Origin of the sequence: Mycobacterium sherrisii (genome assembly GCF_002102355.1) — a bacterium.
Classification (GTDB): Bacteria; Actinomycetota; Actinomycetes; order Mycobacteriales; family Mycobacteriaceae; genus Mycobacterium; species Mycobacterium sherrisii.
In genome coordinates, this window is the sequence record NZ_LQPT01000070.1 from 99,163 (window position 1) to 126,100 (window position 26,938).

At 67.9% G+C, this 26,938-nt stretch carries 20 protein-coding genes; 8 read left to right on the top strand and 12 right to left on the bottom strand.

Features of this window, described 5'->3' with window-relative positions; all coding sequences use genetic code 11:
* Positions 1-63 precede the first annotated feature (63 nt).
* The 3 genes from AWC25_RS11620 to AWC25_RS11630 form a co-directional block, all read right to left on the bottom strand.
* Positions 64-1,890, bottom strand: a complete 1,827-nt coding sequence (locus tag AWC25_RS11620) for a phosphoenolpyruvate carboxykinase (GTP) (protein WP_069399889.1) — start codon at positions 1,888-1,890, stop codon at positions 64-66.
* A gap of 175 nt (positions 1,891-2,065) precedes the next feature.
* Positions 2,066-3,598, bottom strand: a complete 1,533-nt coding sequence (locus AWC25_RS11625; RefSeq protein ID WP_232326960.1) for a hypothetical protein — start codon at positions 3,596-3,598, stop codon at positions 2,066-2,068.
* Positions 3,595-4,593 (bottom strand): hypothetical protein, encoded by a 999-nt coding sequence (locus AWC25_RS11630; RefSeq protein ID WP_069399968.1) that lies wholly within the window; start codon positions 4,591-4,593, stop codon positions 3,595-3,597. The genes AWC25_RS11625 and AWC25_RS11630 overlap by 4 nt, the downstream gene beginning before the upstream one ends.
* Before the next feature lie 233 nt (positions 4,594-4,826).
* Between AWC25_RS11630 and trmB the strand changes: the two genes are divergently transcribed.
* From trmB to mmpL3, 3 genes are all read left to right on the top strand, one after another.
* Complete coding sequence (gene trmB, locus AWC25_RS11635; protein ID WP_142278799.1) at positions 4,827-5,639, top strand: tRNA (guanosine(46)-N7)-methyltransferase TrmB; 813 nt, start codon at positions 4,827-4,829, stop codon at positions 5,637-5,639.
* A gap of 71 nt (positions 5,640-5,710) precedes the next feature.
* The gene (locus AWC25_RS11640; protein ID WP_372513408.1) at positions 5,711-6,364 is read left to right on the top strand and encodes a PIN domain-containing protein; all 654 of its coding nucleotides are present in this window, start codon (positions 5,711-5,713) and stop codon (positions 6,362-6,364) included.
* A 64-nt stretch (positions 6,365-6,428) separates the two neighbouring features.
* Complete coding sequence (mmpL3, locus tag AWC25_RS11645; protein ID WP_084229262.1) at positions 6,429-9,272, top strand: trehalose monomycolate exporter MmpL3; 2,844 nt, start codon at positions 6,429-6,431, stop codon at positions 9,270-9,272.
* Here mmpL3 and AWC25_RS11650 read toward each other — a convergent pair.
* Entirely contained in the window at positions 9,267-10,421 is a 1,155-nt protein-coding gene (locus AWC25_RS11650) for an AI-2E family transporter (RefSeq protein WP_069399886.1), read from the bottom strand. The two genes, mmpL3 and AWC25_RS11650, sit on opposite strands and share 6 nt — an antisense overlap.
* Positions 10,422-10,542: 121 nt before the next feature.
* Between AWC25_RS11650 and AWC25_RS11655 the strand changes: the two genes are divergently transcribed.
* Positions 10,543-11,757, top strand: a complete 1,215-nt coding sequence (locus AWC25_RS11655) for a lysylphosphatidylglycerol synthase transmembrane domain-containing protein (RefSeq protein ID WP_142278794.1) — start codon at positions 10,543-10,545, stop codon at positions 11,755-11,757.
* A gap of 44 nt (positions 11,758-11,801) precedes the next feature.
* On the opposite strand, the gene AWC25_RS11660 is transcribed toward AWC25_RS11655, so the two are convergent.
* On the bottom strand, positions 11,802-12,344 hold the full coding sequence (locus AWC25_RS11660) for a hemophore (RefSeq protein WP_069399885.1): 543 nt from the start codon (positions 12,342-12,344) through the stop codon (positions 11,802-11,804).
* 320 nt (positions 12,345-12,664) lie between these two features.
* Here AWC25_RS11660 and AWC25_RS11665 point away from each other — a divergent pair, with 320 nt between their 5' ends.
* Together AWC25_RS11665 and AWC25_RS11670 are read left to right on the top strand one after the other, a co-directional pair.
* Positions 12,665-15,691: an MMPL family transporter gene (locus AWC25_RS11665; RefSeq protein WP_069399884.1), complete on the top strand. Its 3,027-nt coding sequence runs from the start codon at positions 12,665-12,667 to the stop codon at positions 15,689-15,691.
* Positions 15,688-16,203: a hypothetical protein gene (locus tag AWC25_RS11670; protein ID WP_069399883.1), complete on the top strand. Its 516-nt coding sequence runs from the start codon at positions 15,688-15,690 to the stop codon at positions 16,201-16,203. Before AWC25_RS11665 ends, AWC25_RS11670 begins: the two co-directional genes overlap by 4 nt.
* Positions 16,204-16,215: 12 nt before the next feature.
* Here the strand turns inward: AWC25_RS11670 and AWC25_RS11675 are convergent, their stop codons facing one another.
* Together AWC25_RS11675 and AWC25_RS11680 are read right to left on the bottom strand one after the other, a co-directional pair.
* The gene (locus AWC25_RS11675) at positions 16,216-16,905 is read right to left on the bottom strand and encodes a hypothetical protein (protein ID WP_069399882.1); all 690 of its coding nucleotides are present in this window, start codon (positions 16,903-16,905) and stop codon (positions 16,216-16,218) included.
* The gene (locus tag AWC25_RS11680) at positions 16,902-17,594 is read right to left on the bottom strand and encodes a hypothetical protein (RefSeq protein ID WP_069399881.1); all 693 of its coding nucleotides are present in this window, start codon (positions 17,592-17,594) and stop codon (positions 16,902-16,904) included. The genes AWC25_RS11675 and AWC25_RS11680 overlap by 4 nt, the downstream gene beginning before the upstream one ends.
* 99 nt (positions 17,595-17,693) lie before the next feature.
* Here AWC25_RS11680 and AWC25_RS11685 point away from each other — a divergent pair, with 99 nt between their 5' ends.
* Entirely contained in the window at positions 17,694-19,679 is a 1,986-nt protein-coding gene (locus AWC25_RS11685) for a M13 family metallopeptidase (protein WP_069399880.1), read from the top strand.
* Here AWC25_RS11685 and AWC25_RS11690 read toward each other — a convergent pair.
* The 5 genes from AWC25_RS11690 to AWC25_RS11710 form a co-directional block, all read right to left on the bottom strand.
* Positions 19,663-21,918: a molybdopterin-dependent oxidoreductase gene (locus tag AWC25_RS11690; protein ID WP_085166811.1), complete on the bottom strand. Its 2,256-nt coding sequence runs from the start codon at positions 21,916-21,918 to the stop codon at positions 19,663-19,665. The two genes, AWC25_RS11685 and AWC25_RS11690, sit on opposite strands and share 17 nt — an antisense overlap.
* Complete coding sequence (locus AWC25_RS11695; protein ID WP_085166812.1) at positions 21,908-22,513, bottom strand: TetR/AcrR family transcriptional regulator; 606 nt, start codon at positions 22,511-22,513, stop codon at positions 21,908-21,910. The genes AWC25_RS11690 and AWC25_RS11695 overlap by 11 nt, the downstream gene beginning before the upstream one ends.
* An 82-nt stretch (positions 22,514-22,595) precedes the next feature.
* Positions 22,596-23,381, bottom strand: coding sequence for a TrmB family transcriptional regulator (locus tag AWC25_RS11700; RefSeq protein ID WP_085166813.1), 786 nt, complete (start codon positions 23,379-23,381; stop codon positions 22,596-22,598).
* Between the two features lie 18 nt (positions 23,382-23,399).
* Complete coding sequence (locus AWC25_RS11705; protein WP_085166814.1) at positions 23,400-25,034, bottom strand: solute symporter family protein; 1,635 nt, start codon at positions 25,032-25,034, stop codon at positions 23,400-23,402.
* Positions 25,031-25,321 (bottom strand): DUF485 domain-containing protein, encoded by a 291-nt coding sequence (locus AWC25_RS11710; protein WP_084229461.1) that lies wholly within the window; start codon positions 25,319-25,321, stop codon positions 25,031-25,033. Before AWC25_RS11710 ends, AWC25_RS11705 begins: the two co-directional genes overlap by 4 nt.
* Before the next feature lie 513 nt (positions 25,322-25,834).
* Between AWC25_RS11710 and AWC25_RS11715 the strand changes: the two genes are divergently transcribed.
* Positions 25,835-26,938 carry a carbon-nitrogen hydrolase family protein gene (locus AWC25_RS11715; protein ID WP_069401650.1) on the top strand — a complete coding sequence of 368 codons (1,104 nt, stop codon included), beginning with the start codon at positions 25,835-25,837 and terminating at the stop codon, positions 26,936-26,938.

The following is a 26,938-nucleotide window of genomic DNA, read 5'->3' on the forward strand; positions in this document are numbered from 1 at the left end:
GCCGATCCGCAATAAAAATCGGCGCCGGCGAGTCTTGCCCGCCGGCGCCGATGAAAGGTTTTGCTAGCTCGCTTCGGAGAGCCGCTGCTTGAGAGCCTCGAACTCGTCGCGGACCCCGGTCGGCAGCTTGTCGCCGACGAACGCGAACCACTCTTCGATCAGCGGCAATTCCTCGCGCCACTCGGCCGGGTTGACCGCCAGCGCCTTGTTGACGACGTCGCTGTCGATGTCCAGGCCGTCCAGGTCGAGGTCCTCGGCGCTCGGCACGATGCCGATCGGGGTGTCCTGTCCGCCGGCCTGGTGCTCGATACGGTCGACGATCCACTTCAGCACCCGGCTGTTCTCACCGAAGCCGGGCCACAGGAAGCCACCGTCGGAGTCGCGGCGGAACCAGTTGACGAAGAACACCTTTGGCAGCTTGGACTCGTCGGAGTTCTTGCCCAGATCGATCCAGTGCTGGAAGTAGTCACCGACGTGGTAACCCAGGAACGGCAGCATGGCCATCGGGTCGCGGCGCACGGTGCCGACCTTGCCCTCGGCGGCGGCGGTCTGCTCGCTGCCCATGGTCGCGCCCATGAAGACGCCGTGCTGCCAGTCGCGTGCCTGCGTCACCAGCGGCACCGTGGTCTTGCGGCGCGCGCCGAACAGGATGCCCGAAATCGGCACGCCCTGCGGGTCGTCCCACTCGGGCGCCAGGATCGGGCACTGCGACATCGGGGTGCAGTAGCGCGAATTGGGATGCGCGGCCTTCTCGCCGTTGTCGGGCGTCCAGTCGCGGCCCTTCCAGTCGATGAGGTGCTGCGGGTCGCCCTCCAGGCCCTCCCACCACACGTCGCCGTCGTCGGTCACCGCCACGTTGGTGAAGACGGTGTTGCCGGCCTCCATGGTGCGCATCGCGTTCGGGTTGGACTTCCAGTTGGTGCCCGGCGCGACGCCGAAGAACCCGAACTCGGGGTTGACCGCGTACAGCCGACCGTCCTTGCCGAATCGCATCCAGGCGATGTCGTCGCCCAGGGTCTCGGCACGCCAGCCCGGGATGGTCGGCTGCAGCATCGCGAGGTTGGTCTTGCCGCACGCCGACGGGAACGCGGCGGCGAAGTAGTACGCCTTGTTCTCCGGGGAGATCAACTTGAGGATCAGCATGTGCTCGGCGAGCCAGCCCTCGTCGTGAGCCATCGCCGAGGCGATCCGCAGCGAGTAACACTTCTTGCCTAGCAGGGCGTTACCGCCGTAGCCCGAGCCGTAACTCATGATCTCGCGCGTTTCCGGGAAGTGGGTGATGTATTTGGTGTCGTTGCAGGGCCACGGCACGTCCTGCTGGCCCGGCTCCAGCGGCGCGCCCACCGAGTGCAGCGCCTTGACGAAGAATCCGTCGTCGCCCATCTTCTCCAGCGCCGCCGTGCCCATCCGGGTCATCACCTTCATCGAGAGGACGACGTACTCGGAGTCGGTGATCTCCACCCCCAGCTTGGGGTCCTCGGCGCCCAGCGGACCCATGCAGAACGGCACCACCCACATGGTGCGACCGCGCATGCAGCCCCGGTACAGCTCGTTCAGGGTGGACCGCATCTCGGTGGGGTCCATCCAGTTGTTCGTCGGTCCGGCGTCGATCTCACGCTCGGAGCAGATGAAGGTCCGGGACTCCACCCGCGCCACATCGGACGGGTCCGACAGCGCCAGGTAGGAGTTGGGCCGCTTCTCCTCGTTCAGCTTTTTCAAGGTGCCGGCCTCCACCAGTTGCGTGGCCAGCCGGTTGAACTCCTCGTCGGAGCCGTCGGCGAACACCACCCGGTCGGGCTGGGTGAGCTCGGCGACCTCCTCTACCCATGCCAGCAGCCCCTGATGATTGGTGGGTGCTGTGTCCAGACCGGGAATGGTCGCTGAGGTCATCGAACTCTCCTGAATTCGTCTCCGTTACGTGCGGGCACTTGTGAATGCGTATGCAGTCGCCCACACAGATATTGACATGGTGGCGTTAGCTACAGGTTATCGTGATCCCCTTGCTGGGGAAGGCCCGGGCAGGTATAAGCCTTCTCACAACAACGATTCAGAAGCGCCTAGACGGTCATGAATTGCCGTCATATGCGCCTTTCGAAGCCGAATCGGCGATTTCGGCCCCATCGATGTCGGCGGCGGGCTGATCGCGCCGGGGAGTGCCGGGTTCTTTCAGTTCGGCACGCACCGCGTCCAGCGCGGCCTGGATCGTCGGCATCTCCCGGTCCCGGGCCGCGGCCGCCCGCGCGGCCGCGATGGCGTGCTCGCGCAATTCGGTGTCGATCGCGCCGACCTGCTCTGCCACCTGGGCATTCGCGATTTCTTCCCGGGCCAGCAGCCCGGTGCTGAGCAGCGACTCGGCGGCCAGCACGCGGGTCGCGACCAACTCCTCGACCACCGAGCGCAGCGACGACGTCAGATCGCCCGCCCAGCGGTCGAGCAGGGCGCGGTCGTGCAGCAGGGCGCGCAGGTTGACCACCAGGAAGGTGACGGCCAGCCCGACGGCCACGCATGCGACGCCGCCGGCGATCTCCACCGCCGGGTTGAGACGCCGCGCCACACCGGCCACCAGCCGCGCCAGGGTCAGCGCAACACCCACCCCGAAACCGGCGCCCAGCAGCAGCATCAACCAGGTCTCCTGCCGTCGCGATTGCAGCGGCGGGGCCGTCACGTTGACGGTCGGCAGTGCGGCCGGCGGCGGCAACTCCATCGGCACATCCAGCTCGGTGGCGAGGTCGATCAGGTGCGCGGTGGTGTGCTCGGAAACCTCACTGATCACCGCGGCGGCCCGGGCCCGCGCCCGCTCCTCGAACCCGGCCATGCTCCGCCGGGGCAGCCGCCCCGCCTCCTCCTGCAGTTCCCCGCGCACCGCCGAGCAGCGATTGAGCGCGAAGTGCGCCAACTGCACCTTGGCCTGCTGGATCTGACTGCGCAGCGTGATGGTCCGCGCGGATTTCGCTTGCCGCCGCTCCCGCAGGGCGGTGCTGCGCTGCTCACGCAGCGCGTCGACCCGGGCTCGCCGCCCGGCGCCGTCGGCGTCGCGGTCGAACCGGCCTGCGACCGACTGCAACCGGGATTCCCAGGCGCGCAGCCGGTTTCGTCGGTCGACGTCCGAGGCACCGAGTTGCGCGGCGACCGTGTCGACCAGCTCGTCGACCTGCCGGTCACCCAGCTCGGGGGCGGCAGCCGCCCCGACCCACGGCACCTCGGCGTATCGCGGTGCGTGCGCGGCCAGGGCCTGACGGTTGGCGTCGAGAATGTCGGTCCAGCCGCGGTGCACGTCGATTTTGGACACCACGGGTATCACCACGTCGGTGTGCTCGGCGGCGGCGGCGAGCAGCGCGCAGTCCGAGTCGGTGAGGGAAGCGGCCGCGGACACGACAAACACCACCGCCTTGGGGGCCTCCCCGGGCCGCAGGTCCGCCGATTCCACGAACGTCTGGTCGGGCAGTCGCTCGCGCAGCGCCTCGGCCACCCCCGTCACCCCCGCCAGCCACGGGCCGGTCACCAGCACCACGTCGCGCCGCACGATCGCGGGAGCGTCCAGCGCCGGACCGATCGTCGCGACCAGCTCGTCGACCTCGGCCACCGTGTTGCCGCTCACCGTGGCTCCCCGCGGTGCGCCGCCAGCCGCAGCGAGCCGCGGGCGATGTCCGCGGCGCGGGCCCGGGACAACTGCGGGCCGCCCGGTTCCGGTCTCGGCAGCCCCGCCGGGGCCGGGGTCGGGGCCACCTCGAGTGCGGCGGCCATCCGCCCGATCACCGTCGCGTCGCAGGACAGGAAGTCGAAGATGCGATCCCCGACCCCGGTCCCGACGGCCAGCGCCTCGAGTTCCGCGACGGCCTCGAGCACCCGCTGGTAGCGCAGCTCCGCCGCGCGGGCGGTCAACGCGGCGACGACCGTGTCCACGCCGCTGACCCGGCGCAGCAGCGACCGGACCTGAGCGGGGCTGCCGCCCCGGCGCACGGCCGCGACGCTCAGCGCTGTGCCGAACATGTCCAAACTGTCCAGTAGGCGAACCCGCGCGCCGGCCGGCACCGGGTTGTCGGCCGACGTGAACCCGGCGAAGGAGCCGTCCAGGCCCGCCGCGGCGTCGGTGCAGTCGGCCAGCGTCCGCAGCGCCGCCCACGATGTGCCGTCGCTGAACGCCTCGAAGGCGGCGACGGCCAGCAACGCGATCAGCGGTTGGACGGGAACACCGGCGAGCTCGGCGAGACGGGCACACCGAGCCCGGGCGGCCGCGACGGGCCCGCGTCCGTCGCGGCTCGACAAAAACCCGGTCAGGTCGGCCTTGTTCAGCACCGCCACCACCGGTCGCCCCGCGGCCGCGATGGCGTCGGTGTCCTCGGGTTTGACCACCTCAGCCAGGACGTGCACGACCAAGTCGGCGCCGGCCTGCGAAGGAATCACCGTGATTCCGCGTGCGACGTGCGCCAGGGCGCGCGCGACGGTGTCCCGGCCCGTCCGCGGTCGGCCGCCGACCGCCACCCGCAGCGGCGCGGCGGCCCTGGCGGCGATTGCGGTCACCCGCGGGTCGGCGCACTCGGCGGCAAATCGCGCCAGCTCGTCGACGAAAAGCTGGTTCCCCCGTACCTTCATTTCCTTGCCCACTCGATGCCTATTCGATCCGATCGGCCGGCCGCGTGCGTCGGGCGTTTGCGTCGGCCGCACGGCCGGGTCGCCGTCGGTGCCGGACTGTGTGCCGGGCCCCATGAACCCCCACCGAATAGTGGCACTTGCGTCATCTCGTTGCGAGCCACTGTTTATCTGTTACCAGTTGAAGGCAACTGTTGGGTATCAATCTGGACCAGGGGCGGCTACATCGGGCGTTCATGGGCCACGATGGACAAATGCATGCGCAACCCGGCGTCGGGACCTGTTCGGATGCACTGGTGGAGGTGGGATCCGGCCTGGACACTGATGACGCCGTGACGCCGGAGCCGTCGGGTTCGGGCGCACCGCCACGCGGCTACCTGCCCGCAACGAGCTTCCGCTCGCGGCGTTCCACTCTGTCCGACGCCCAGCGGGAGACCTGGGATCGGTTGTGGCCGACCCTGGGACTGTCCGACCTTCCCCGTGGCTACGCCCCGCTGGACACCGCTGCTTGGTTCGGGCGGCGGGCACCGCTGGTGCTCGAGATCGGCTGCGGCAGCGGCACCTCGACGCTGGCAATGGCGCAGAACGAACCCGAGGTCGACGTCATCGCGGTGGAGGTTTACAAGCGGGGGCTGGCCCAGCTGCTGTGCGCGATCGATCGCGCACAGGTGCGCAACATCCGATTGATCCGCGGCAACGGCGTCGACGTCCTGCAGCACCTGATCGCGCCGGCTTCGTTGACCGGAGTCCGGTTGTATTTCCCCGACCCGTGGCCGAAGGCGCGCCACCACAAGCGCCGGTTCCTGCAGCCGGGCACCGCGCAGTTGATCGCCGACCGGCTGGCCCCCGGCGGCATCCTGCACGCCGCGACGGACCATCCGGGCTACGCCGCGCACATGGCCGAGGTCGGCGACGCCGAGCCGCTGCTGTGTCGCGTCGAGCCCGACAGCGAGCTGCCGGTCTCGATCGCCCGCCCCACCACCAAGTACGAGATGAAAGCCCGAGAAGTGGGTAGCTCTGTCTCGGAATTCTTGTGGAAAAGACGATGAGTATGAGCCTCGCAGAAGAAACGACCGCCGCAGCGGCCGCCGCAGCGCCGGCGGCGCCGCCGGTCGACGACATGGTCGACTTCGACGTGGCCCCGCGGCGGGTGTTGTTGGTGTGGGACGCCCCCAACCTCGACATGGGCCTGGGCTCGATTTTGGGCCGTCGCCCCACCGCGCTGGAGCGGCCCCGTTTCGACGCGCTGGGTCGCTGGTTGCTGGCGCGCACCGCGGAGGTCAGCGCCAGCCGGCCGGGCATGGTCGTCGAGCCCGAGGCCACCGTGTTCACCAACATCGCCCCGGGCAGCGCCGACGTTGTCCGGCCCTGGGTGGACGCGCTGCGTAACGTGGGCTTCGCGGTGTTTGCCAAGCCGAAGATCGACGAGGACAGCGATGTCGACCGCGACATGCTCGAGCACATCGAACTACGCCGTCGAGAAGGGCTCGTGGCGCTGGTGGTGGCCTCCGCCGACGGGCAGGCGTTCCGTCAGCCGCTGGAAGAAATCGCCCGCGCCGGGGTCGGCGGCAGCACCCCCGTCCAAGTGATCGGATTTCGCGAACACGCGAGTTGGGCGCTAGCGTCGGATACCTTGGAGTTCGTTGATCTGGAGGAGATCGACGGCGTCTTCCGGGAACCATTGCCGCGGATCGGCCTAGATTCGCTGCCCGAGCAGGGAGCGTGGCTGCAGCCGTTCCGGCCGCTGTCCGCGCTATTGACCACGCGTGTGTGACACTGGCTTGAAAAACCGAAAGACGCTGCGCGGGTCGCTGTTAGTGATCCAGTAAGGAGCTTACGTGTTCGCCTGGTGGGGTCGAACCGTGTACCGCTACCGGTACATCGTGATCGGGGTCATGGTGGCTCTGTGCCTTGGCGGCGGCATCTTCGGGATGAGCCTGGGTAAGCACGTCACGCAAAGCGGTTTCTACGACGACGGCAGCCAGTCCGTCAAGGCCTCGATCCTGGGTGACCAGACCTACGGCCGCGACCGAACCAGCCACATCGTGGCCACCCTGCCCGCCCCCAACGGCAAGACCGTTGACGATCAGGCCTGGCGCGATCAGGTCGTCGGCGAACTCAACAAGCTCAAGACCGACCACTCCGACCAAATCGTGGGCTGGGCCGGCTGGCTGGCGGCGCCCGACAGCACCAGCCCGCTGATCAAGGGCATGGTCAGCGAGGACCGTAAATATACGTTCGTCACCATCCCGCTCAAGGGCGACGACGACGACACCATCCTCAACAACTACAAGGCCGTCGCGCCCGCCCTGCAAAAACTCGACGGCGGCAAGGTTGAACTGGCCGGCCTGGAACCCGTCGCGAGCGCGCTGACCGGCACCATTGCCAGCGACCAGAAGCTGTTGGAGTATCTCGGGCTGCCGCTGGTGACGGTCGTGCTGTTCCTGGTGTTCGGCGGGGCGGTGGCCGCCGGCCTGCCCGTCATCGTCGGTGGACTCAGCATCGCCGGGGCGCTGGGCATCCTGCGGTTCGCGGCCATCTTCGGCCCGGTGCACTTCTTCGCCCAGCCCGTGGTCTCGCTGATCGGTTTCGGTATCGCCATCGACTATGGGCTGTTCATCGTGAGCCGATTCCGCGAGGAGATCGCCGAGGGCTACGACACCGAGGCCGCCGTGCGGCGCACCGTGATGACGGCCGGCCGAACCGTCGTGTTCTCGGCCGCGCTGATCATCGCCTGCAGCGCCAGCCTGCTGGTCTTGCCGCAGGGCTTCGTGCACTCGCTGACCTACGCGATTTTCGCCGCCGTGGGCCTGGCCGCGCTGCTGTCGGTCACCCTGCTGCCGGCCTGCCTGGGCATCCTCGGCCGGCACGTCGACGCGCTGGGCGTGCGGACCGCGTTCCGCGTGCCCTTCCTGCGGAATTGGAAGTATTCGCGGGCCTACCTCAACTGGCTCGCCGACCGGCTGCAGAAGACCAAGACCCGCGAAGAGGTGGAAGCCGGTTTCTGGGGCAAGCTGGTCACCTGGGTGATGAAGCGGCCGCTGGCGTTCGCCATCCCGATCGCCGTCGGGATGATCCTGCTGGTCATCCCGCTGGGCAACCTGTCGCTGGGCGGCATGAGCGAGAAATACCTGCCGCCCGACAACGCGGTGCGCCTGGCCCAGGAGCACTTCGACAAGCGATTCCCGGGATACCGCACCGAGCAGCTCACGGTGGTGATCCAGAGCAACAACCACACGAAGGTCACCGACCAGCAGGTCGCCGACATTCGTAACCGGATCGCGGGGATCACCGGTTTCACCGACAAGACGTGGGAGGAGCGGCCATGCCCGACGATCGCCGGAAACCCCTGCGTCGCCGGTCCGAACGGCACCACACAGCCCAAGGACGATACGGTCCGGGTGATCCAGAACGGGTTGGTCAACAAGAACGACGCCGAGAAGAAAATCCAGGAGCTGCGAGCGGTCACCCCACCCAAGGGGTTGACGCTGTTGGTCGGCGGCACGCCCGCGCTCGAGCAGGACAGCATCCACAGCCTGTTCGACAAGGCGCCGCTGATGCTGCTCTTGTTGCTCAGCGCGAGCCTGTTGTTGATGTTCCTGGCGTTCGGCTCGGTGGTGTTGCCGATCAAGGCGGCGCTGATGAGTGCGCTGACGCTCGGCTCGACGCTGGGCATCCTGACCTGGATCTTCGTCGACGGGCACTTCTCGAACGTGCTGAACTTCACGCCCACGCCGCTGATGGTGGTGCTTATCGCCCTCGTCGTCGCGGTGGGCTTCGGCCTGGCCACCGACTACGAGGTGTTTTTGGTATCGCGCATGGTTGAGGCCCGCGAACGCGGCATGTCGACGGCGGAGGCCATCCGGATCGGTACCGCAACCACCGGGCGGTTGATCACGGCCGCCGCGCTGGTGCTGGCGGTGGTAGCCGGGTCGTTCATGTTCTCCGACCTGGTGATGATGAAGTACCTGGCATTCGGCCTGGCGGCGGCGCTGCTGCTGGACGCGACCGTGGTGCGGATGTTCCTGGTGCCCTCGGTGATGAAGCTGCTCGGCGACGACTGCTGGTGGGCTCCCCGGTGGGCCCGGCGGCTGCAGAACAAGCTCGGGCTGGGCGAGATCGACCTGCCCGACGAGCGCAAGCGCAGCGGTGTCAACGGCCGGCCGGTCCGCCCACCCGTCGCGGCCAGCCTGGTGGCCGCCAAACCCCGCGCGCCGCACGACCCGACGCATCCCGGTCCGCCGCCGGAGCCGTCACGCGCGACCCGTCCCGGCCCGGCGCCGGCGGAGCCCCGGCCCGCCGCGGAACTACCCGCCGGCGCGAAACCCCGCATTCAGCCGCGGCCGAGCCAGCCGACGGAAGCCAAGACCACACGCTTCGCGGCCCCCGGTAACTCCGAGCCCGCGGCGCGGCCCCCGGCCGCACCCCCGCCCGCGCCGCCGCCGTCGGCGGGGCAGACCCGGGCGATGCCCGTGCCGGGGAATCACGAGCCCAAGGTCGACCCCGCCGAACCCACTACCGCGCTTCCGGTGGCCCGGTCGGAAGGCAACGACACCGACGCGGCCACCGAGAAGATGAACGCGCGCGGGCAGGGCGATAACGGCGACGCGTCGCGTCCCCGGCGCCGCGCCGGCGGCGGAGTGTCCGCGCAGGATCTGCTGCGGCGCGAGGGACGGCTATAGGCCCGCCGAGTCGTCGGCGTTCTGCTTCGGATGGTCCGGTTCGGCCTGGACCATGCTTCCGTCGTCCTCGCCGAGCTGTTCGGCTTCCTCCTGCGGCTCCCTGGCCAGCAGCACCTGGACCGCATTGTTGAGGAACGCCACCGTCGGGACGGCCAGCAAGGCGCCGACGATGCCGGCGAGCACACCTCCGGTGGAGATCGCCAGCACCACGCCGAGCGGGTGGATCGACACGGCGCGTCCCATCACCAGCGGCTGCAGTAGATGCGACTCGATCTGGTTGATCAAGACCAGCAACCCCAGCGTGAGCAGGGCATAGACGATGCCCTTGGCCAGCAGCGCGACCACCACGGCCACCAACCCGGAGATCACCGCACCGATCAGCGGGATGAAGGCACCGAGAAACACCAGCGAGGCCAGCGGCAGGGCGAGCGGCACACCCATGATGGCCAGCCCGGCGCCTACCCCGGCGGCGTCGGTGAGCGCCACCAGGAAAGTGGCCCGCACATAGCCGATCAGCGAGCCGTACCCGGCGCGACCCGCCTCGACGACCCGATCGCGCACGCCGGACGGGAAAATCTTGGTCACGTACGCGAAGATGTTGCGGCCGCCGTAGAGGAAGAAGATCAGCGTGAACAGCACCAGCACCGCCGCGGTGAGCAATTCGGTGATGGTGGCGGCGGTGGACAGCGCCCCGCTGGTCAGTTTCGACTGATTGTTGTGCAGCGCCTGAATCGCGGCGTTACCCGCGTTGGTGATCTGTTCGCTGCGCAGATGCGCGGGCCCTTCGATCAGCCACCGGCGGGTGGAGTCGATGCTGCGGCTGACCTGCTCGGTCAGGTCCGGCAAACCGACGACGAATTGGGTCACGACGAAGGCCAGGATGCCGCCCAGCAAGGCGAAGCCGCCCAGCAGCACCAGCGCGACCGCGCCGCCGCGCGGCAGCCCGCGCCGATCCAGCCAGTCCACGGGCGGTACCAGCAGCGCGCTCAGCATCAGGGCCAGCAGCACGGGGACGACGATGATCTCGAGTTTCGCCACCACCCACAGGAAGGCGACCGCCGCGGCCAGGATGACCAGCAAACGCCACGCCCAGGCGGCGGTCTTGCGGACCAGGGGTTCGACGGATGCATCGTCGGGGTTTGCCGGCATCCGGTCAGCCTACGTGGCGGGATGAACTCAACGCCCGGGTCGACACGATCCGGTCACGACGGCGACACGCGCGGAGTTGCGCCTTGAGGGCCTCACCACCTGCGCGGTTACCCTAAAACCCGTGCCGCACCGCGCCGCGATCCGCAACCTCCGCCTGCCGGGCGGCGGCGCATTCGCTCGCGACGACGACTCGCCGGCGCCCGAGCGCGAGACGTCACGCGGCAAATACTGGTGGGTGCGGTGGGTGGTGCTGGCGCTGGTCGCGATCGTGCTGGCCGTCGAGATCGCGCTGGGCTGGGATCAGCTGGCCAAGGCCTGGACGAGCCTGTTCCAAGCCAACTGGTGGTGGCTGTGCGCCGCCGTCCTGGCCGCGGCCGCGTCGATGCACAGTTTCGCCCAGATTCAGCGCACACTGCTGAAGTCCGCCGGGGTGCACGTCAAACAGCTGCGCTCGGAGGCCGCCTTCTACGCCGCCAACTCGCTGAGCACCACGCTGCCCGGCGGTCCGGTGCTGTCGGCGACGTTTTTGCTTCGGCAGCAACGCATTTGGGGCGCTTCCACGGTGGTGGCGTCCTGGCAGCTGGTGATGTCGGGCGTGCTGCAGGCGGTGGGCTTGGCCCTGCTCGGGCTGGGCGGGGCCTTCTTCCTGGGCGCCAAGAACAACCCTTTCTCGCTGCTGTTCACACTCGGCGGCTTCGTCGCGTTGCTGTTACTGGCCCAGGCGGTCGCGTCGCGCCCGGAGTTGATCGAGGGCATCGGCACCCGGGTGCTGTCGTGGTTCAACTCGCTGCGCGGCAAGCCCGCCGACACCGGCCTGGGCAAGTGGCGCGAGATCCTGATGCAGCTCGAGTCGGTGAGCCTGGGCCGACGCGACATGGCGGTGGCGTTCAGCTGGTCGATGTTCAACTGGGTGGCCGACGTGGCCTGCCTGGCCTTCGCCGCGTACGCGGCCGGTGATCACGCATCGGTCGCCGGGCTGACGGTCGCCTACGCGGCCGCGCGGGCCGTTGGCACCATCCCCCTGATGCCGGGGGGTCTGCTGGTCGTCGAGGCGGTGCTGGTGCCCGGCCTGGTGTCCAGCGGCATGTCGCTGCCCAACGCGATCTCGGCCATGCTGCTCTACCGGCTGATCAGCTGGCTGCTCATGTCCGCCGTCGGCTGGGTGGTGTTCTTCTTCATGTTCCGCACCGAGAATTCGGGCGGCGCCGACGACGACCCGCCCACCGGGCCGCTGCCGCCGATCGAGCCGCAACTGCTGCGTTGGGACGACGCCACCGTCGACGAGGCGGCGCTGCAGGGACCGCTACCCCCGCCCGAACCCCGCGGCGCCGGTTAGACGCTGGCCGACACTAACGCACCGGCCCTGTTTAGTCGGCCCTGTTAGCCGACGGTGTTCTGCCGCGAGGGGCCCGGCAGCGTGCCGCCCGCCGTCGACGGCGCCGGCGCGGTCACGCCCGGCGCAGCCCCCAGACCAGCCGCTGGCGAAGCGGGCAAGGCGGGCAGCCCGCCCGGTATGCCGCCGGCGCCCTGCGCCTGCTGCATCACGCCCATCACCTGCGGAATGCTGATCGGCAGCTTGCACTGCATCGACAGGTTGGTCAACGGCTGCGCAATCGACGTCATGTCGGTGGCCACCTTGGGGTGACCCTCGAAATATGTCTTGAGTCCCGTGACCGACTGCGGACCGGCCTGCTGCTGCAGCATCGTCGTCATCGACTGGTTGGTCTCGGGATGCGAATCCAGGTAGTCGCCCATCGATTTGGAGACCGACCCGATCGTGCGGGCGACTTCACTGGCCGCGCACGGGTCGTTGGCACCGCTCGCCGGCGGCTCGGCCATCAGTGCGACGGCCGCGGCCGGCACCGCGGCGGCGATCAATCCCGCGACCAGCCCGCGCCGGCCCGCGAAAATTCGTGTCCCCATGCGAAAAACTCCTCACGGTTTGCTCACGCCGTCGTCGTCGCGGCTTCCGGCAAACTGCTGCGATGAATGGCCGTCGGATCGCGGGGATCCCCTGCCCCCGCCTGGCCCAGCGTCATCCTGCCATCCGGGTGGGAGCCCTGCCACCAGGTGTGACCGGGATCCCGTAGATCACCGGTCGGCAACGACTTGGCTGCGGGTTGGATACAGAGCCGTCTGCCCAGCTCACGAATTCGCTAAGCCCAACTAATGCACAGTCGGCTGCGGTATCGTCGCCACCACGCGTAAGCGAGATACTCGGGGAGCCTGAAATCCAGCAGTTCATGATGCGCCTCAGCCGCAGCCTGCGCAGATACCGTTGGTTGGTCTTCGCAGGCTGGTTGCTCGCATTGGTCCCCGCGATCTATTTGGCCCTGACCCAGTCCGGAAATTTGACCGGCGGCGGCTTCGAAGTGGCCGGTTCGCAATCGCTGAAGGTCCACGACCAACTCGAGTCGCAATATCACGACCAGGGCGCGTCCTCGCTCGCGCTGGTGGCCGCCCCGCGGCCGGACGCCAGCTACGAGGACATGAACAACGCCGTGGCGCAGCTGCGCCAGATCGCCGGCGAATTCCCCGGTGTCACCGAGAAAACCAACCCCACGCAGCGCCCGCCGCAGCCCGACCGACCGTACGTGCTGTCGCTGCGGCTGGACGGCCGCAATTCGGGGACCAGCGACATCGCCAAGCGGCTACGGCAGCAGGTCGGCGTCAAAGGCGACCAGCCCGGTCAGACCTCCGAGGGCCGGGTGCGTCTCTATGTCATCGGGCAGGGCGCGCTGTCCGCGGCCGCCGCGGCCAACACCAAACACGATATTGCCGCGGCCGAGCGGTGGAACCTGCCGATCATCCTGATCGTCTTGCTCGCCGTGTTCGGTTCGCTGGCCGCCGCGGCGATCCCGCTGGCCCTCGGCGTGTGCACGGTCGTGGTGACCATGGGCCTGGTCTATTTCTTGTCGGCCTACATCACCATGTCGGTGTTCGTGACGTCGACGGTGTCGATGTTCGGCATCGCGCTCGCGGTCGACTATTCGCTGTTCATCCTGATGCGGTTCCGCGAGGAACTGCGCGCCGGCCGGGAACACCGCGAGGCCGTCGACGCCGCGATGGCCACCTCCGGCCTGGCGGTGGTGCTGTCCGGCCTCACCGTGGTCGCGTCCCTCACCGGCATCTACCTGATCAATACCCCGGCACTGAAATCGATGGCGACCGGCGCGATTCTGGCCGTCGCGGTCGCGATGCTGACGTCGACGACGCTGACCCCCGCGGTGCTCGGTACCTTCGGGCGGGCGGCGGCCAAGCGGTCGGCGCTGCTGCACTGGTCGCGCCGGCCGGAAAGCACGCAGTCGCGGTTCTGGAACCGTTGGATCGGGGCGGTGATGCGGCGGCCCTGGATCGCGTCGGTGCTGGCGGCGTCGGTGCTGCTGGCCATGGCCGCGCCCGCGGCGTCGATGGTGCTGGGTAACAGCCTGCTGCGCCAGTTCGACTCCTCGCACGAGATCCGTGCCGGGGTCGCCGGGGCGTCCCAAGCGCTTGGGCCCGGTGCGCTGGGCCCGGTTCAGGTGCTGGTGACTTTCCCTGACAGCACCGCCGCAGCGCCCGAGAACAGCCAGACGCTGGCGGCGATCCGGCAGCGCATGACCCAGGCGCCCAACATCGTTTCGGTGGGGCCGGTGCAATTCGCCGACGACAACAGCAGCGCGCTGTTATCGGGGGTGTTGTCGGTTGATCCGGAGGACATGGGCGCCCGGCACACGGTCGACTGGATGCGCACTCAGTTGCCCAAGGTGCCGGCCGAGGGCACGGCGCACGTCGACGTCGGCGGTTCAACGGCGTTGATCAAGGATTTCGACGACCAGGTGTCCAAGACCGAGCCGTGGGTGCTGTTGTTCGTCGCCCTCATCGCGTTCGCGATGCTGTTGCTGTCCATCCACTCGGTGTTCCTGGCGTTCAAGGGCGTGCTGATGACCCTGCTCTCGGTCGCCGCCGCCTACGGCAGTCTGGTGATGGTCTTCCAGTGGGGCTGGTTGAAGGACCTCGGCTTCGCTCAGATCACGTCGATCGACAGCACCGTCCCGCCGCTGGTGCTGGCGATGACGTTCGGGTTGTCGATGGACTACGAGATTTTCTTGCTGACCCGTATCCGGGAGCGCTTCTTGCACACCGGCAACACCCGCGATGCCGTGGCCTACGGCGTGAGCACCAGCGCGCGCACCATCACCAGCGCGGCGCTGATCATGATCGCGGTGTTCATCGGGTTCGCGTTCGCCGGCATGCCGCTGGTCGCTGAGATCGGGGTGGCGTGTGCGGTCGCGATCGCCGTCGACGCCACCATCGTGCGGTTGGTGCTGGTGCCGGCGCTGATGGCGATGTTCGCCCAATGGAACTGGTGGCTGCCCCGCTGGCTGGCGCGGCTGCTGCCGTCGGTGGACTTCGACCGACCGCTGCCCGAGGTCGACCTCGCCGACGTCGTGGTCATCCCCGACGACATTTCGGCGCTCACCGCGCCCAGCGGCGACCTGCGCATGGTGGTCAAGTCCGCCGCCAAGCTCAAGCACCTTGCGCCCGACGCCGTCTCCGTACCCGATCCGCTGGCCTTCACCGGCTGCGGGCGTAACGCCAACGGCGCCGGGGAGGTCCGCGGGCAGGGCCCGGGGCAAATTCCGCATCAGGTGAACCTCACCGACGACGGCGTCGGAGCCGTAGTCGGCGCCGACACGCCGAAGAACGGCAACAACGGCCATAACCGGGGGCCGTCGGGCGCCAAGAAGCTCGTCGACGGCCTGGCGTCGCGCAACGGCATTGCCCGTTCGATGCCCTGGGGTGACCGGCCCGTCCACCCCGTCACGCTGTGGCGGGGGCGGCTGTCGGTCGCCATCGACGCGTTGGAAACCACCTCCGGTGGCGGCGACCGGCCGGCGTACGCCCGGCGCTGCCCGGTCGAGACCACCATCGTCCAGCTGCCCACCGGAGATCGCCTGCAGGTTCCGACCGGCGCCGAGACGCTGCGCCTGAAGGGCTACCTGATCATGTGCCGTAACAGCAGCCGCGATTATGCCGAATTTGCGGATATGGTCGACAGTTTGGAGCCGGAGACGGCCGCGGTGGTGTTGTCCGGTATGGACAGGTACTACCGTTCCCAATCGCCGACGCGGCAGCGGATAGCGTCGGAGTTGGTGCGCCAGCTCGCCGATCCGCATCCGGCCGATCTGCACGAAGATCTCGCGGAGCCCGATGCCAGGGCAGACTGGGATGAGGTGCGGCAGCGCTGTCTGGCCGTGGCCGTCGCGATGCTGGAGGAGGCGAGGTGACGTTGGCAGCCGACCGACGCCGGGTTCCGCCGCCGCAACAGCCCGCAGCGGAACGTGGCTCTGCAGACCTCGACCAGCCGGTGGAGGTCTGGCCGACGGCGGCCATCCGGTCGGCGCTGCAAGGCGGCGACATCGACACCTGGAAGCGGATCGCCGCCGCGCTCAAGCGGGATCCGTTCGGCCGCACCGCCCGTCAGGTCGAAGAGGTTCTCGAGGGCACCCGCCCGTATGGCATCTCCAAGGCGCTGTGGGAGGTGCTCGAGCGGGCGCGCACCCACTTGGAGGCCAACGAACGCGCGGAGGTGGCTCGCCACGTCCGGCTGTTGATCGAGCGGTCCGGGCTGGCCGACCAGGAGTTCGCGGCCCGCATCGGGGTGGCGCCGGAGGATCTGGCGACCTACCTCGACGGCAGCGTCAGCCCGTCGGCATCGCTGATGATTCGGATACGACGGCTGTCGGACCGGTTCGCGAAGGTCAACACGGAGTCCCCAGTGTCCCCGGACGCCGACTGAGCCGGTCGACCGCTACCGGGCGTTGATCGGCAGCACGTCGGACACCAGCCAGTCACTGCCGTGCTTGGTCAGGGTCACCCGCAGCGCGGGCGCCGCCCGGCTGGGGGGCTTTCCCGGAACGTTTTGGGTGACCCGCAGGATGACCGCCACGCTGGCCGCCGCGGGACCGATCGCCTCGACCCCGGCCGCCAGCGTCGACGCCTCGGCCGTGACGTGGCGCTGGGCCAGGTCGGCGCTGGACTTCCGGTATTGCTCCTTGAACGTCTCGGCCCGCTCCGGCACCATCATCGCCGCGGCCCGGTCGATCGAGCTCGTCGGCGCGGCCGGGGTGAAGGACGCCATCGCCTCGGCCATCCCGGTGGCGACCTGGACCGCCGCGCGGGAGTCGTCTCGGAAGGCGCGGTCCGCGAGGGTCCAATGCGTGTATCCGGTCAGCACTGCGGCCACCAGCGCGATCGTGCACAGCGACACCACGGCCAGCCGCAGCCCCGGCGCGTCGTCGTCGGTGCCCACGGCCACCGAATCGCGGCGAAGCAGCCAGAAATTGACCGCCACGCCCTCGGCGATCAGCACCAGCAGCACCGTGCATGCCGCCACCCACCACCGCGGCCAGTCGAGAATGACCCCAATCGTCAACAGCGCGCCGATCGCGGCCAGCGGGGCCGCAATGTCGAACGCCAGCAACCGCCAGAGGTTTCTCATCGGATCGACTCCAGATGAGAGATCAGCAGCTTGCCGTCGACGCTGGAGACGTCGAGCCGCAGATTCCAGTGCACGGTCTGGGGCTTGCCGCCGACGTTCTCGCTGACCGACGTGGCCACCACCATCACCGAATCCGCACGGGTGGCGAACGGCGGCAGCTTGGTGGTCACGACCGGCCGCGACACCCCGGGTTGCGTGTCCAGGTCACGGTGCACGGTCTCGATTGCGACCGACTCGATCCGCCCGCTGCTCTGCGACTGCAACTTCTCCACCACCTGCCGGTAGGGCTGCACGGTCGCATCGAAGTCGGTGTTGAGTTCGCCGACCGTCCCCTCGTGCAGCCGCTGCAGGCTGGCGTCGACGTTGGTGCTGTTCATGTTGATCAGCACGCCGGTCCAGTCGGCGGCGGTCTGCATGACCCGGCTGAGGTAGCCGCGTTCGGCCACCTCGTCGCGGTGGCTCGACCAGATCATCGCGATCAACACGACCGCGGCGACGCACAGCACGGCCAGCACCGTCGAGGCGATGCCGTACGGCGTGAACCACGGCTCGCCTTCCCCGTCGGTCGTGGCCGCGGCGTCGGGCTCGTCCCGGACGTCCCGGACGTCCCGGTCGTCCTGAACGTCCTGGTCGTCCTGAACGTCCTGGTCGTCCCGGTCTGCTGATTGGGTCGTGTCGCCCTCCGGCATGGGCGCGAGGGTACCCCGGGCCCGGCCGGTTGCTGCGCGGAGCCGGTCGGTTACTCCGCAGGGGGCGGGCAGTGTGCGGAAGATGGTAAAGATGGCGGGGTGACGTATGCGGCTACCCGCTCGGGTCTTGACCTGAGCTACCTCGACGAGAATGCCCGTCCCCAAGACGACCTGTTCGGTCATGTGAACGGGCGCTGGCTGGCCGACTACGAGATCCCTCCCGACCGTGCCACCGACGGCGCCTTCCGCACCCTGTACGACCAGGCCGAGGAGCAGGTGCGCGACCTGATCGTCGAGGCGAGCCAGCGCAGCGCGGCGCCGGGCAGCGACGAGCAGCGCATCGGCGACCTGTACGCCAGCTTCTTGGACGAAGACGCCGTCGAGCGGCGTGGCCTGCAACCGCTGCATGACGAGCTGGCAACCATCGACGGGGCGGCCGATCCGGCGGCGTTGGCCGCGGTGGTCGGCGCGTTGCAACGCACTGGGGTGGGCGGTGCCGTTGCCGTCTACGTGGACACCGACGCCAAGAACTCGACCCGATACCTGGTGCACGTCAACCAGTCCGGCCTTGGGTTGCCCGACGAGTCGTACTACCGCGACGAGCAGCACGCCCAGATTCTGGCGGCGTATCCGCAGCACATCGCGCGCATGTTCAGCCTGGTGTACGGCGGTGCGGAGGCGGATCATGCCGACACCGCGGCCCGCATCGTGGCGCTGGAGACCAAACTGGCCACCGCGCATTGGGATGTGGTCAAACGCCGCGACGCCGATTTGAGCTACAACCTGCGCACCTTCGCCGAGTTGCAGGCCGAGGGCGCCGGCTTCGACTGGGTCGGCTGGGTCGCCGCGCTGGGCGGTTCTGTCCAGGCGGTCGCGGAAGTCGTTGTGCGCCAACCTGATTTCCTCACCGCTTTCGGTGCGCTGTGGCGAAGCGAGGACCTGCAGGATTGGCAGCGCTGGGCACGCTGGCGGCTGATCCGCGCTCGTGCCGGGTGGCTTACCGACGCGCTGGTTGCGGCCGACTTCGACTTCTACGGCCGGCTGCTGACCGGCACCGAACAGATCCGGGATCGCTGGAAGCGCGGCGTCTCCCTGGTGGAGAGCCTGATGGGCGACGCGGTCGGAAAGCTTTATGTGGAACGGCATTTCCCGCCGGACGCCAAGGCCCGCATCGACGAGCTGGTGGCGAACCTGCGGGAGGCGTACCGGATCAGCATCAGCAACCTGGACTGGATGACGCCCCAGACCAGGGAACGCGCTCTGACCAAATTGGATAAGTTCACCGCGAAGGTCGGCTACCCGGCGAAGTGGCGTGACTACTCCGCCCTGGTGATCGATCGCGACGACCTGTACGGCAACTACCGGCGCGGGTACGCGGTCAACCACGACCGCGAGCTGGCCAAACTCGGGCAGCCGGTGGACCGTGACGAATGGTTCATGACACCGCAGACCGTCAACGCGTACTACAACCCCGGGATGAACGAAATCGTCTTTCCCGCAGCTATTTTGCAGCCGCCGTTCTTCGACCCGCAGGCCGACGACGCGGCCAATTACGGCGGCATCGGTGCGGTGATCGGACACGAGATCGGGCATGGGTTTGACGACCAAGGCGCCAAATACGACGGTGACGGCAACCTGGTCGACTGGTGGACCGACGACGACCGCCGCGAGTTCGGCGCCCGCACCACGGCGCTCATCGAGCAGTACGAGGCCTACGTCCCGCGCGAACTGGACGGCGCTCACCACGTCAACGGCGCCTTCACCGTCGGTGAGAACATCGGCGATCTGGGCGGGCTGTCCATCGCCCTGCTGGCCTACCAGCTGTCGCTGCACGGTGAGCCGGCTCCGGTCATCGACGGGCTGAGCGGCGTGCAACGCGTCTTTTACGGCTGGGCACAGGTCTGGCGCACCAAATCCCGTACCGCGGAATCGATCCGACGCCTTGCCGTGGATCCACATTCGCCGCCGGAGTTCCGTTGCAACGGTGTGGTCCGCAACATCGACGCCTTCTACGAGGCCTTCGAGGTCGTCGAGGACGACGCGTTGTTCCTGGCGCCGCAGCGCCGGGTCAGGATCTGGAACTGACCCCGACCTCGGACCCAACGCAGGCTTCGATGCGCGCCGGCACGTGCTTGTGCCACGGCGTTCCGGCGTAGGAGTCGCGCCAGTCCGTCGATGTCAGCATGTTCGGCGCGACGCCCGGCACGATGGTCCGTCCGTCGGCGTCGACGTAGTCGAGCCCAAAACCATTGGGCAGGGCGGCATGTCCGGGCAGCATCGTCTCGGTGATCTCGATGGTCGCCTCGGCGCTGCCGGCGGCGGTGGTGACCCGTGCCCGACCGCCGTCGGCGAGCCCAAGATGCTGGGCGTCCTCGACGCTGACCCGCAGCGCGCCGTCGGTGTCGCGCTTACGCCAGGACGGATCGCGGAAGATGTCGTTCGCGGTGTAGGCGCGCCGCTCCCCCACCGACAAGACGATGGGAAACTCGGACGTGGTCAGTTGGTGCGGCCCTGCGGCGAGCGCGCGCAAATCGGCGAGCATCTCCGGGATCTCGAGCGCGATCTTGTGGTCGGCATGGGTGATCAACGCGAAGTCGTCCTCGTAGTTGTGCGCGGTGAACGTGACGCCCGACGGGCTGTTCAGGATGGCGTCGAACAGTGCGTTGCCGTCGGCATGGCCGGCCCTCCGCACGGCGTCCGGGTAGGTCATCGCAACCTTCTGGGCCAACCCCCACACCGCGGCCGCGCCGGCCAGACCGTCGGGCAGGGTCGGCCCCAGCGTCCTGTAGAGCACGTACGGAACCACGCGTGCCATCGCCGGATTCGCGGATACCGCGTTGAGGAACGCCTCGGCGAACGCGTCGCGGCCCTGTGCGGCCGCCTCGTGCAGCGGACGCAGGTCCGCGTCATCGATGACGCCGAGCGCATGCACCAGTCGGGCCCAGATCTCCGGTTCGGGCAGCGTGCCCGGCAATGGATCGAGCAACGGACGGCGCAGGTGAAAACCGTTGTGCGGGAACTCGAAATTGAAGAAGGTCGCCTCAACCTTCTCGTATTGCGATGCCGCAGGCAGCACGTAGTGGGCCAGTCGGGCGGTCTCGGTCATCGCGACATCGACGACCACCAGCAACTCCAGCGACCGGAACGCCTCGGCGCACGCGGCGGAATCGGCTACCGAATGCGCCGGGTTAGCGCTTTCGACGATCATCGCGCGGAAGCGGTCCGGGTGGTCGGTGAGGATCTCCTCGGGCACCACATTGGACGGCACCAAGCCGGCGATGATCGGGGCTCCCGTGACCGGGCTGCGCCCGGACACGGTGCTGAACAGTGGCGCCACCGACGAATGCAGGTGCTGCCCACCCTTTTTCCCGAAGTTTCCGGTGAAGATCCACAGCAGTTTGTTCAAGTAGGAGCAGAGCGTGCTGTTCGGCGCCTGCTGAACGCCGAGGTCCTCAAACACCGCGACGCTGTCCGCGGTGCCGATGCGCCGGGCCGCGGACCGCAGCAGCTCCTCGTCGACCCCGCAGTGCAGCGCGTAGTCACGCACCGAGACCTCGCGCAGCGCGTCGCGCACCACTTCGGTGCCGTGCACGTGTTCGGCGAGAAATGCTTCGTTGCAGAGGTTTTCCTGGACTAGTACGGCGGCCATGGCCGCCAGGCACCATGCGTCGGTGCCCGGCCGCACCCGCAGGTGGAAGTCGGACATCTTCGCGGTGTCGGTGACCACGGGGTCGATGACGATCATCGACCGCAGCGGATCCTTGGCAATCTCGTTGAGCACCACCCTGGCCCGCGGAAAGCTCTGCGACATCCACGGGTTCTTCCCGATGAACACCGACACCTCGGCGTGTTCGAACTCGCCGCGGGTATGTCCGCCGTAGAGCTGCGCGTCCACCCATGCTTCGCCGGTCTTCTCCTGCGCCAACGCATTTGACCGGTACTTCGCGCCCAGCGCCTTGAGGAAGGCGCCGCCGTACGCCCCGCCAAGATGATTGCCCTGACCACCGCCGCCGTAGTAGAAGATCTTGTCGCCGCCGTAGCTGTCGCGGATGTGTTTGAAGCCCTCGGCGATCTCGACAATCGCGGTGTCCCAATCGATCTCTTCGTAGCTGCCGTCGGCGCGACGTCGCATCGGGGAGGTCAGCCTGGCCCGATTGTTCTGGTAGTGATCCAGCCGCAGCGCCTTGTTGCAGGTGTAGCCCTGCGACGCGGGGTGGTTCTTGTCACCGCGGATGCGCGCCAGCGCGCGGTCCTCGACTTGCACCACGATGCCGCAGTTGCATTCGCAGAGAACGCATGCGGTGGACTGCCACTCAGCAACCATCGAAGGGTTTCCTTCCCAGAGCTGTCAGCAGCGCGGCGCGCAGCTGACGATGGATGACGTCCAGGGGCGTCACGTCGCGGCGCACCCGGGCCAGCACGATGGCGCCCTCGAGCGCAGAGGTCGTCAACACCGACAGGTCGGCCGCCGCCGCGGCGGGTATGCCGTCGGCGATGAGGCGCTGGGTGATCTGGTCGGTCCAGCGCTCGAACGCCGCGGCCGCCCGCTCGATCACCGGAGCCATCCGCTCGCGGTCCGCCGCACCGCCGGGCTCGGAGCCGGATTCGACCGAAACCGCCACGACCGGGCAGCCCGCGCGGAAATCGGAGTCGAGGAGTTGGCGGCGATATTTATCGATCAGGGTGTCCAGCAGGTCGGTTCCGTTGTCGGCCGCGGCGATGATGGCACCGACGTGATCGCTGGCGTATTCGACTGCCTCGCAGAGCAGTTGAGTGCGCCCGCCGGGAAAGTAGTGATAGGCCGACCCGCGCGGCGCACCGCTGTGCTGCAGGACGTCGGAGATCGCAGTGGCGTGGGCGCCGCGCTCCCGGATCAACAACGCAGCGGAGATCACCATCCGCTCGCGTGGACTTTTCATCGCCACCTCTCGGTCCGGCCTTATGTATGATGCTATACATAATCCCGCCGTCGGCGAAAGCCCCGGGGCCAATCCGGGACATTCAGGCGCTGCGGCCGCTCGGGGCCGTATCGTGGGCCGCCACCGCCCACAACACCTCATGCAGGTTGCGCTGCATCTCGACATACTCGAGGCTCTCCACCACCAGGGCGAAGTTCTCGCGCCGCGACGAGATCATCGCCGCCGACACGTCGCCGATGATCGTCGACATCGTGAAGACGTATTCCGCGGGCACGTATCGGGTCCGGCGATAGTCCTCGATGCTGGTCGGCCACCCGCCCGGCAGATCCTTTTCGGGCGAGCGCAGCACGTGCAACCACAGCTGCCGCTCGCGGCGCCCGGCGATGTACTCCTCCATCGCCTCGACTCCCGGCACGCTCAACAGGTCGCGCATCGACAGCACGCCGCGCAGCGGCGACGGCCAGTCCAGCGTCTCGAACAGCGCCGTCCTGATACCACTGGCGCCCTCCAGGTACCGCACCCGCGGGGCGGTGCCGGCCTTGGCGTGAAAGGCCCGCAGCTGGGGCACCACCGATTCCAGCACCCGCCGCCGTTGACTCCACTCGTCCAGCAGCCGTTGCGGATCCTCGGCCCGCACAATGGTTCTGGGGCGTCCACTGGCGTTCGGGTCGTCGCGGTGGCTGCCGCCCTCGATCAGCGAGATAAGGCCACGCTGCGCCAGCCGCTTGGCGATGTCGTAGGCATTGGTACGGCTGATCCGCGATGCCTCGGCGAGTTGGGCAATGGTGGCCGAATCCATGTTGAGCGCGGCCAGGTAGAACCGAGCCTCCTTCGGTTCCAGCCCGGCCTCAACGAGTTCGGCCCACATCGCGGGTCGGTCCTTGAATCAATGAACGAGCGCCTTTTCCACACCGACGCCGGTGAGGGAACGAACCTCCATCTCGGCCTGCTTGGCGGGGTCTTCCGGCAGGCCCCGCCCGACGTAGGTCCCGATGATGCCGAGCAGGAACGCCAGCGGAATGCTGACGATGCCCGGGTTCGCCAGCGGGAACCAGGCGAAGTCGGCGTGCGGGAACATGGCCGAACGATTGCCGGAGACGGCCGGCGAGAAGACGATGAGCACCAGGCAACTGATCAGCCCACCGTAGATGCTGAACAGGGCGCCGACGGTGTTGAACTTCTTCCAGAACAGCGAATACAGCAGGGTGGGCAGGTTCGCCGAGGCGGCGACGGCGAACGCCAAAGCCACCAGGAATGCCACATTCTGGCCGAGCGCGAGGATTCCGAGCACGATGGCCATGACGCCGATCACGACGACCATCATCCGCGAGACGCGCACCTGTTGCTCCTCGGACGCTACCCCGCGTTTGATCACGCCGGCGTAGATGTCGTGAGCGAACGAGGTGGCCGCGGTAATCGCCAGGCCGGCCACCACCGCCAGGATCGTCGCGAACGCGACGGCGGAGATCACGCCGAGGAAGATCGTGCCCCCCAGCTTGAACGCCAGTAGCGGCGCGGCGGAGTTCTCCTTGCCGGCGGTCGCCAGGATCACGTCCGGGCCGACCAGCCAGGCCGCACCGTAGCCGATGGCCAACGAGAACAGATAGAAGACGCCGATCAACGTGATCGCCCAGGTGACCGAGCGGCGGGCCTCCTTGGCGGTGGGAACGGTGTAGAAGCGCATCAGCACGTGCGGCAGGCCGGCCGTTCCCAGCACCAGCGCGATACCCAGTGACAGGAAGTCCAGCTTGGTGATGTGGCTGGCCCCGTATTTGGCGCCCGGCGCCAGCACGTCGCGACCCGCGACGGCCTCGTTGGTCGAATGGTCAACCACCGCTTGGGCATTGGCCAACAACTGGGAGAAATTGCCGCGCACCGCGAGCACGACCAGCAGGAACATGATCGCCGCCCCGGTGACCAGCAGAACGGCCTTCACCATCTGGACATAGGTGGTGCCCTTCATCCCGCCGATGAGCACGTAGGCGATCATCAAGACGCCGACCAAGGCGACCACGACCGACTGGCCGGTGCGGCCCCGGACGTCGAGCAGCAGCGCGACCAGCCCACCCGCACCGGCCATCTGGGCCAGCAGGTAGAACAGCGACACCATCAGCGTCGACAGCGCGGCGGCCATCCGGACCGGACGTTGCCTCAGCCGGAAGCTCAGCACGTCGGCCATCGTGAAGCGCCCGGTGTTGCGCAGCAACTCCGCGACCAGCAGCAGCGCCAGCAGCCACGCCACCAAAAACCCGATCGAGTAAAGGAATCCGTCGTACCCGTAGATCGCGATGGCTCCGGACACCCCGAGGAAGGACGCCGCCGACAAGTAGTCGCCGGCGATAGCGAATCCGTTTTGCGCGCCGGAGAATTCACCGCCGCCGGTGTAGAAGTCGGTGGCCCGCTTGGTGGTTCGGCCAGCGCGGATCACCAGAGCCATCGACCCGGCGACAAACACCGCGAAGACAGCAATGTTGACCAGTGGGTTTCCCACGTTGGCGGCAGCCGCCAGGGTGGTCGTCACGCGTCGGCACCTTCGAGTTCGGCGCGGATGGCAGCGGCCCGCGGATCGAGCGTGCGGCCGGCAAATTTCACGTAGCACAGCGTGATCACGAAGGTGCTCACGAATTGGCCGAAGCCAAGCACCACACCGAGATTGACGTCGCCGACCACCCCGGTCGACATGAAAGCATGCGCGTAGGTGGCGAGCAGCATGTAGATCAGGTACCAGACGAGGAAGAACGCCGCCATCGGAAACACGAACCGGCGCATCCGGTGGCGCAGGTCCTGAAACGCCGGGTCGGACTGCATCCGCACGAAGTCGTCGATGGTCGGCGTCGCGCGCACCCCGGAATCGGTGTCGACCCCGATTGTTGTCGAATTGTTCACTGAATGGCCATTATTCGGTGTCAGCAGCGACGTAGCGGGCGCACCGGCGCCCGGCTGGGGTGCGCCACTCGTTGTTGGCTGTGACACGTGAACCTCCGAATTCAACGAAGTGTAGGGATGCCGAACGACGTCGACGTAGTAGAGACGTGGTAAACGAGCTGTGCTCTGCTCTGAATCGTGTTGTGCATCACTATAAGCGGCGCCGCACCATCGGCAACTTTCCGGTGAAAGCTTTTGCCTATTACCTGATCGGTGGATCAGCACAGCGTTTCCACTCCTGCCATGATTGTCGAAATCTGTCGACATTCTGCCGGAATATGCAGCCGCACAATTCATTTGACATGACTTCGCCTGCGGATAAAGTGGGCTTCGCGGATCGAAGGAAATCCCAAGCAGTGTCGAAGGATCAGAACATTCTCGAGAAAGGGCCACACCATGTCAGCACTCGACCTTCCGAAGGTGGCCGTTGCCGCAGTTAACGCGGCGCCCGTCTTTCTCGATTTGCAGGCAACCCTCGACAAGGTGGAAGACCTCGTCGCGTCCGCCGCTCGAGACGGCGCGCAGTTGGTCGTATTCGGTGAGGCGTTTCTCGCCGGATTCCCGATTTGGACCGCCGTACTGCCGCCGATCGACCAGCACGAATGGCACGAGCGCCTGATCGCCCAGTCGATCGTCGTGCCGAGCCCACCCACGGAGCGGCTTGCCCGGATCGCCCGGGCCCATGGTGTGACCCTGTCCGTGGGCATCAACGAGCGCAACCCGAACAGCCTTGGGCAGCTTTGGAACTCGAACCTGATCTTCGACCCGAGCGGGCGATTGGTGAATCACCGCCGCAAGCTGGTGGCGACCTACTACGAGCGGCTGACCTGGTCGCATGGCGACGCGCACGACCTGCGGCCGGTCGATCTCGGCGGCTGGCGGCTGGGCGCGCTGATCTGTGGCGAGAACACCAACACGCTCGCACGGTTCACCTTGCTCGCGCAGGGCGAGCGGCTGCACATCGCGACCTACCCACCGGCGTGGCCTTTCGACGGCCGGTCGGAGAACTTCGACTACGACCTCGCCGAGCTGATCCGGTTACGCAGTGCCAGCCACGCGTTCGAGGGCAAGGTGTTCGTCGTGGTCGCGGCGACGGCCCTGGACGAGACGGCGCTGCAAGCAGTCTCTCGCGGCGACGCACGCATCGAAAAGGCTTTGACCGCAACGCCTCCGGCGGCGATGGTGATCGGCCCCAACGGCCAGGTCGTCGCCGGGCCGCTGACCCGGCCGGACGCAATCCTGCACGCCGAGGTCGATCTGCAGACCGAAGTGGTCGCCAAGCAGGCTCACGACATCGTCGGCACCTACAACCGCGCGGACATCTTCAGCCTGTCCGTCGACATGAGCCGGCCCGCAATCCTGCGCGCGAATCACGATGGGAGCGCACCGAATCAGAGCTCGATCGACGGCCAGCGGTCTACGGGCCACGCCGACGCGCCGGCACCGACCGCCGAAGACCGTGTCGTGGTGACCAACCACGTCGGCTCACCGACGGCCTGA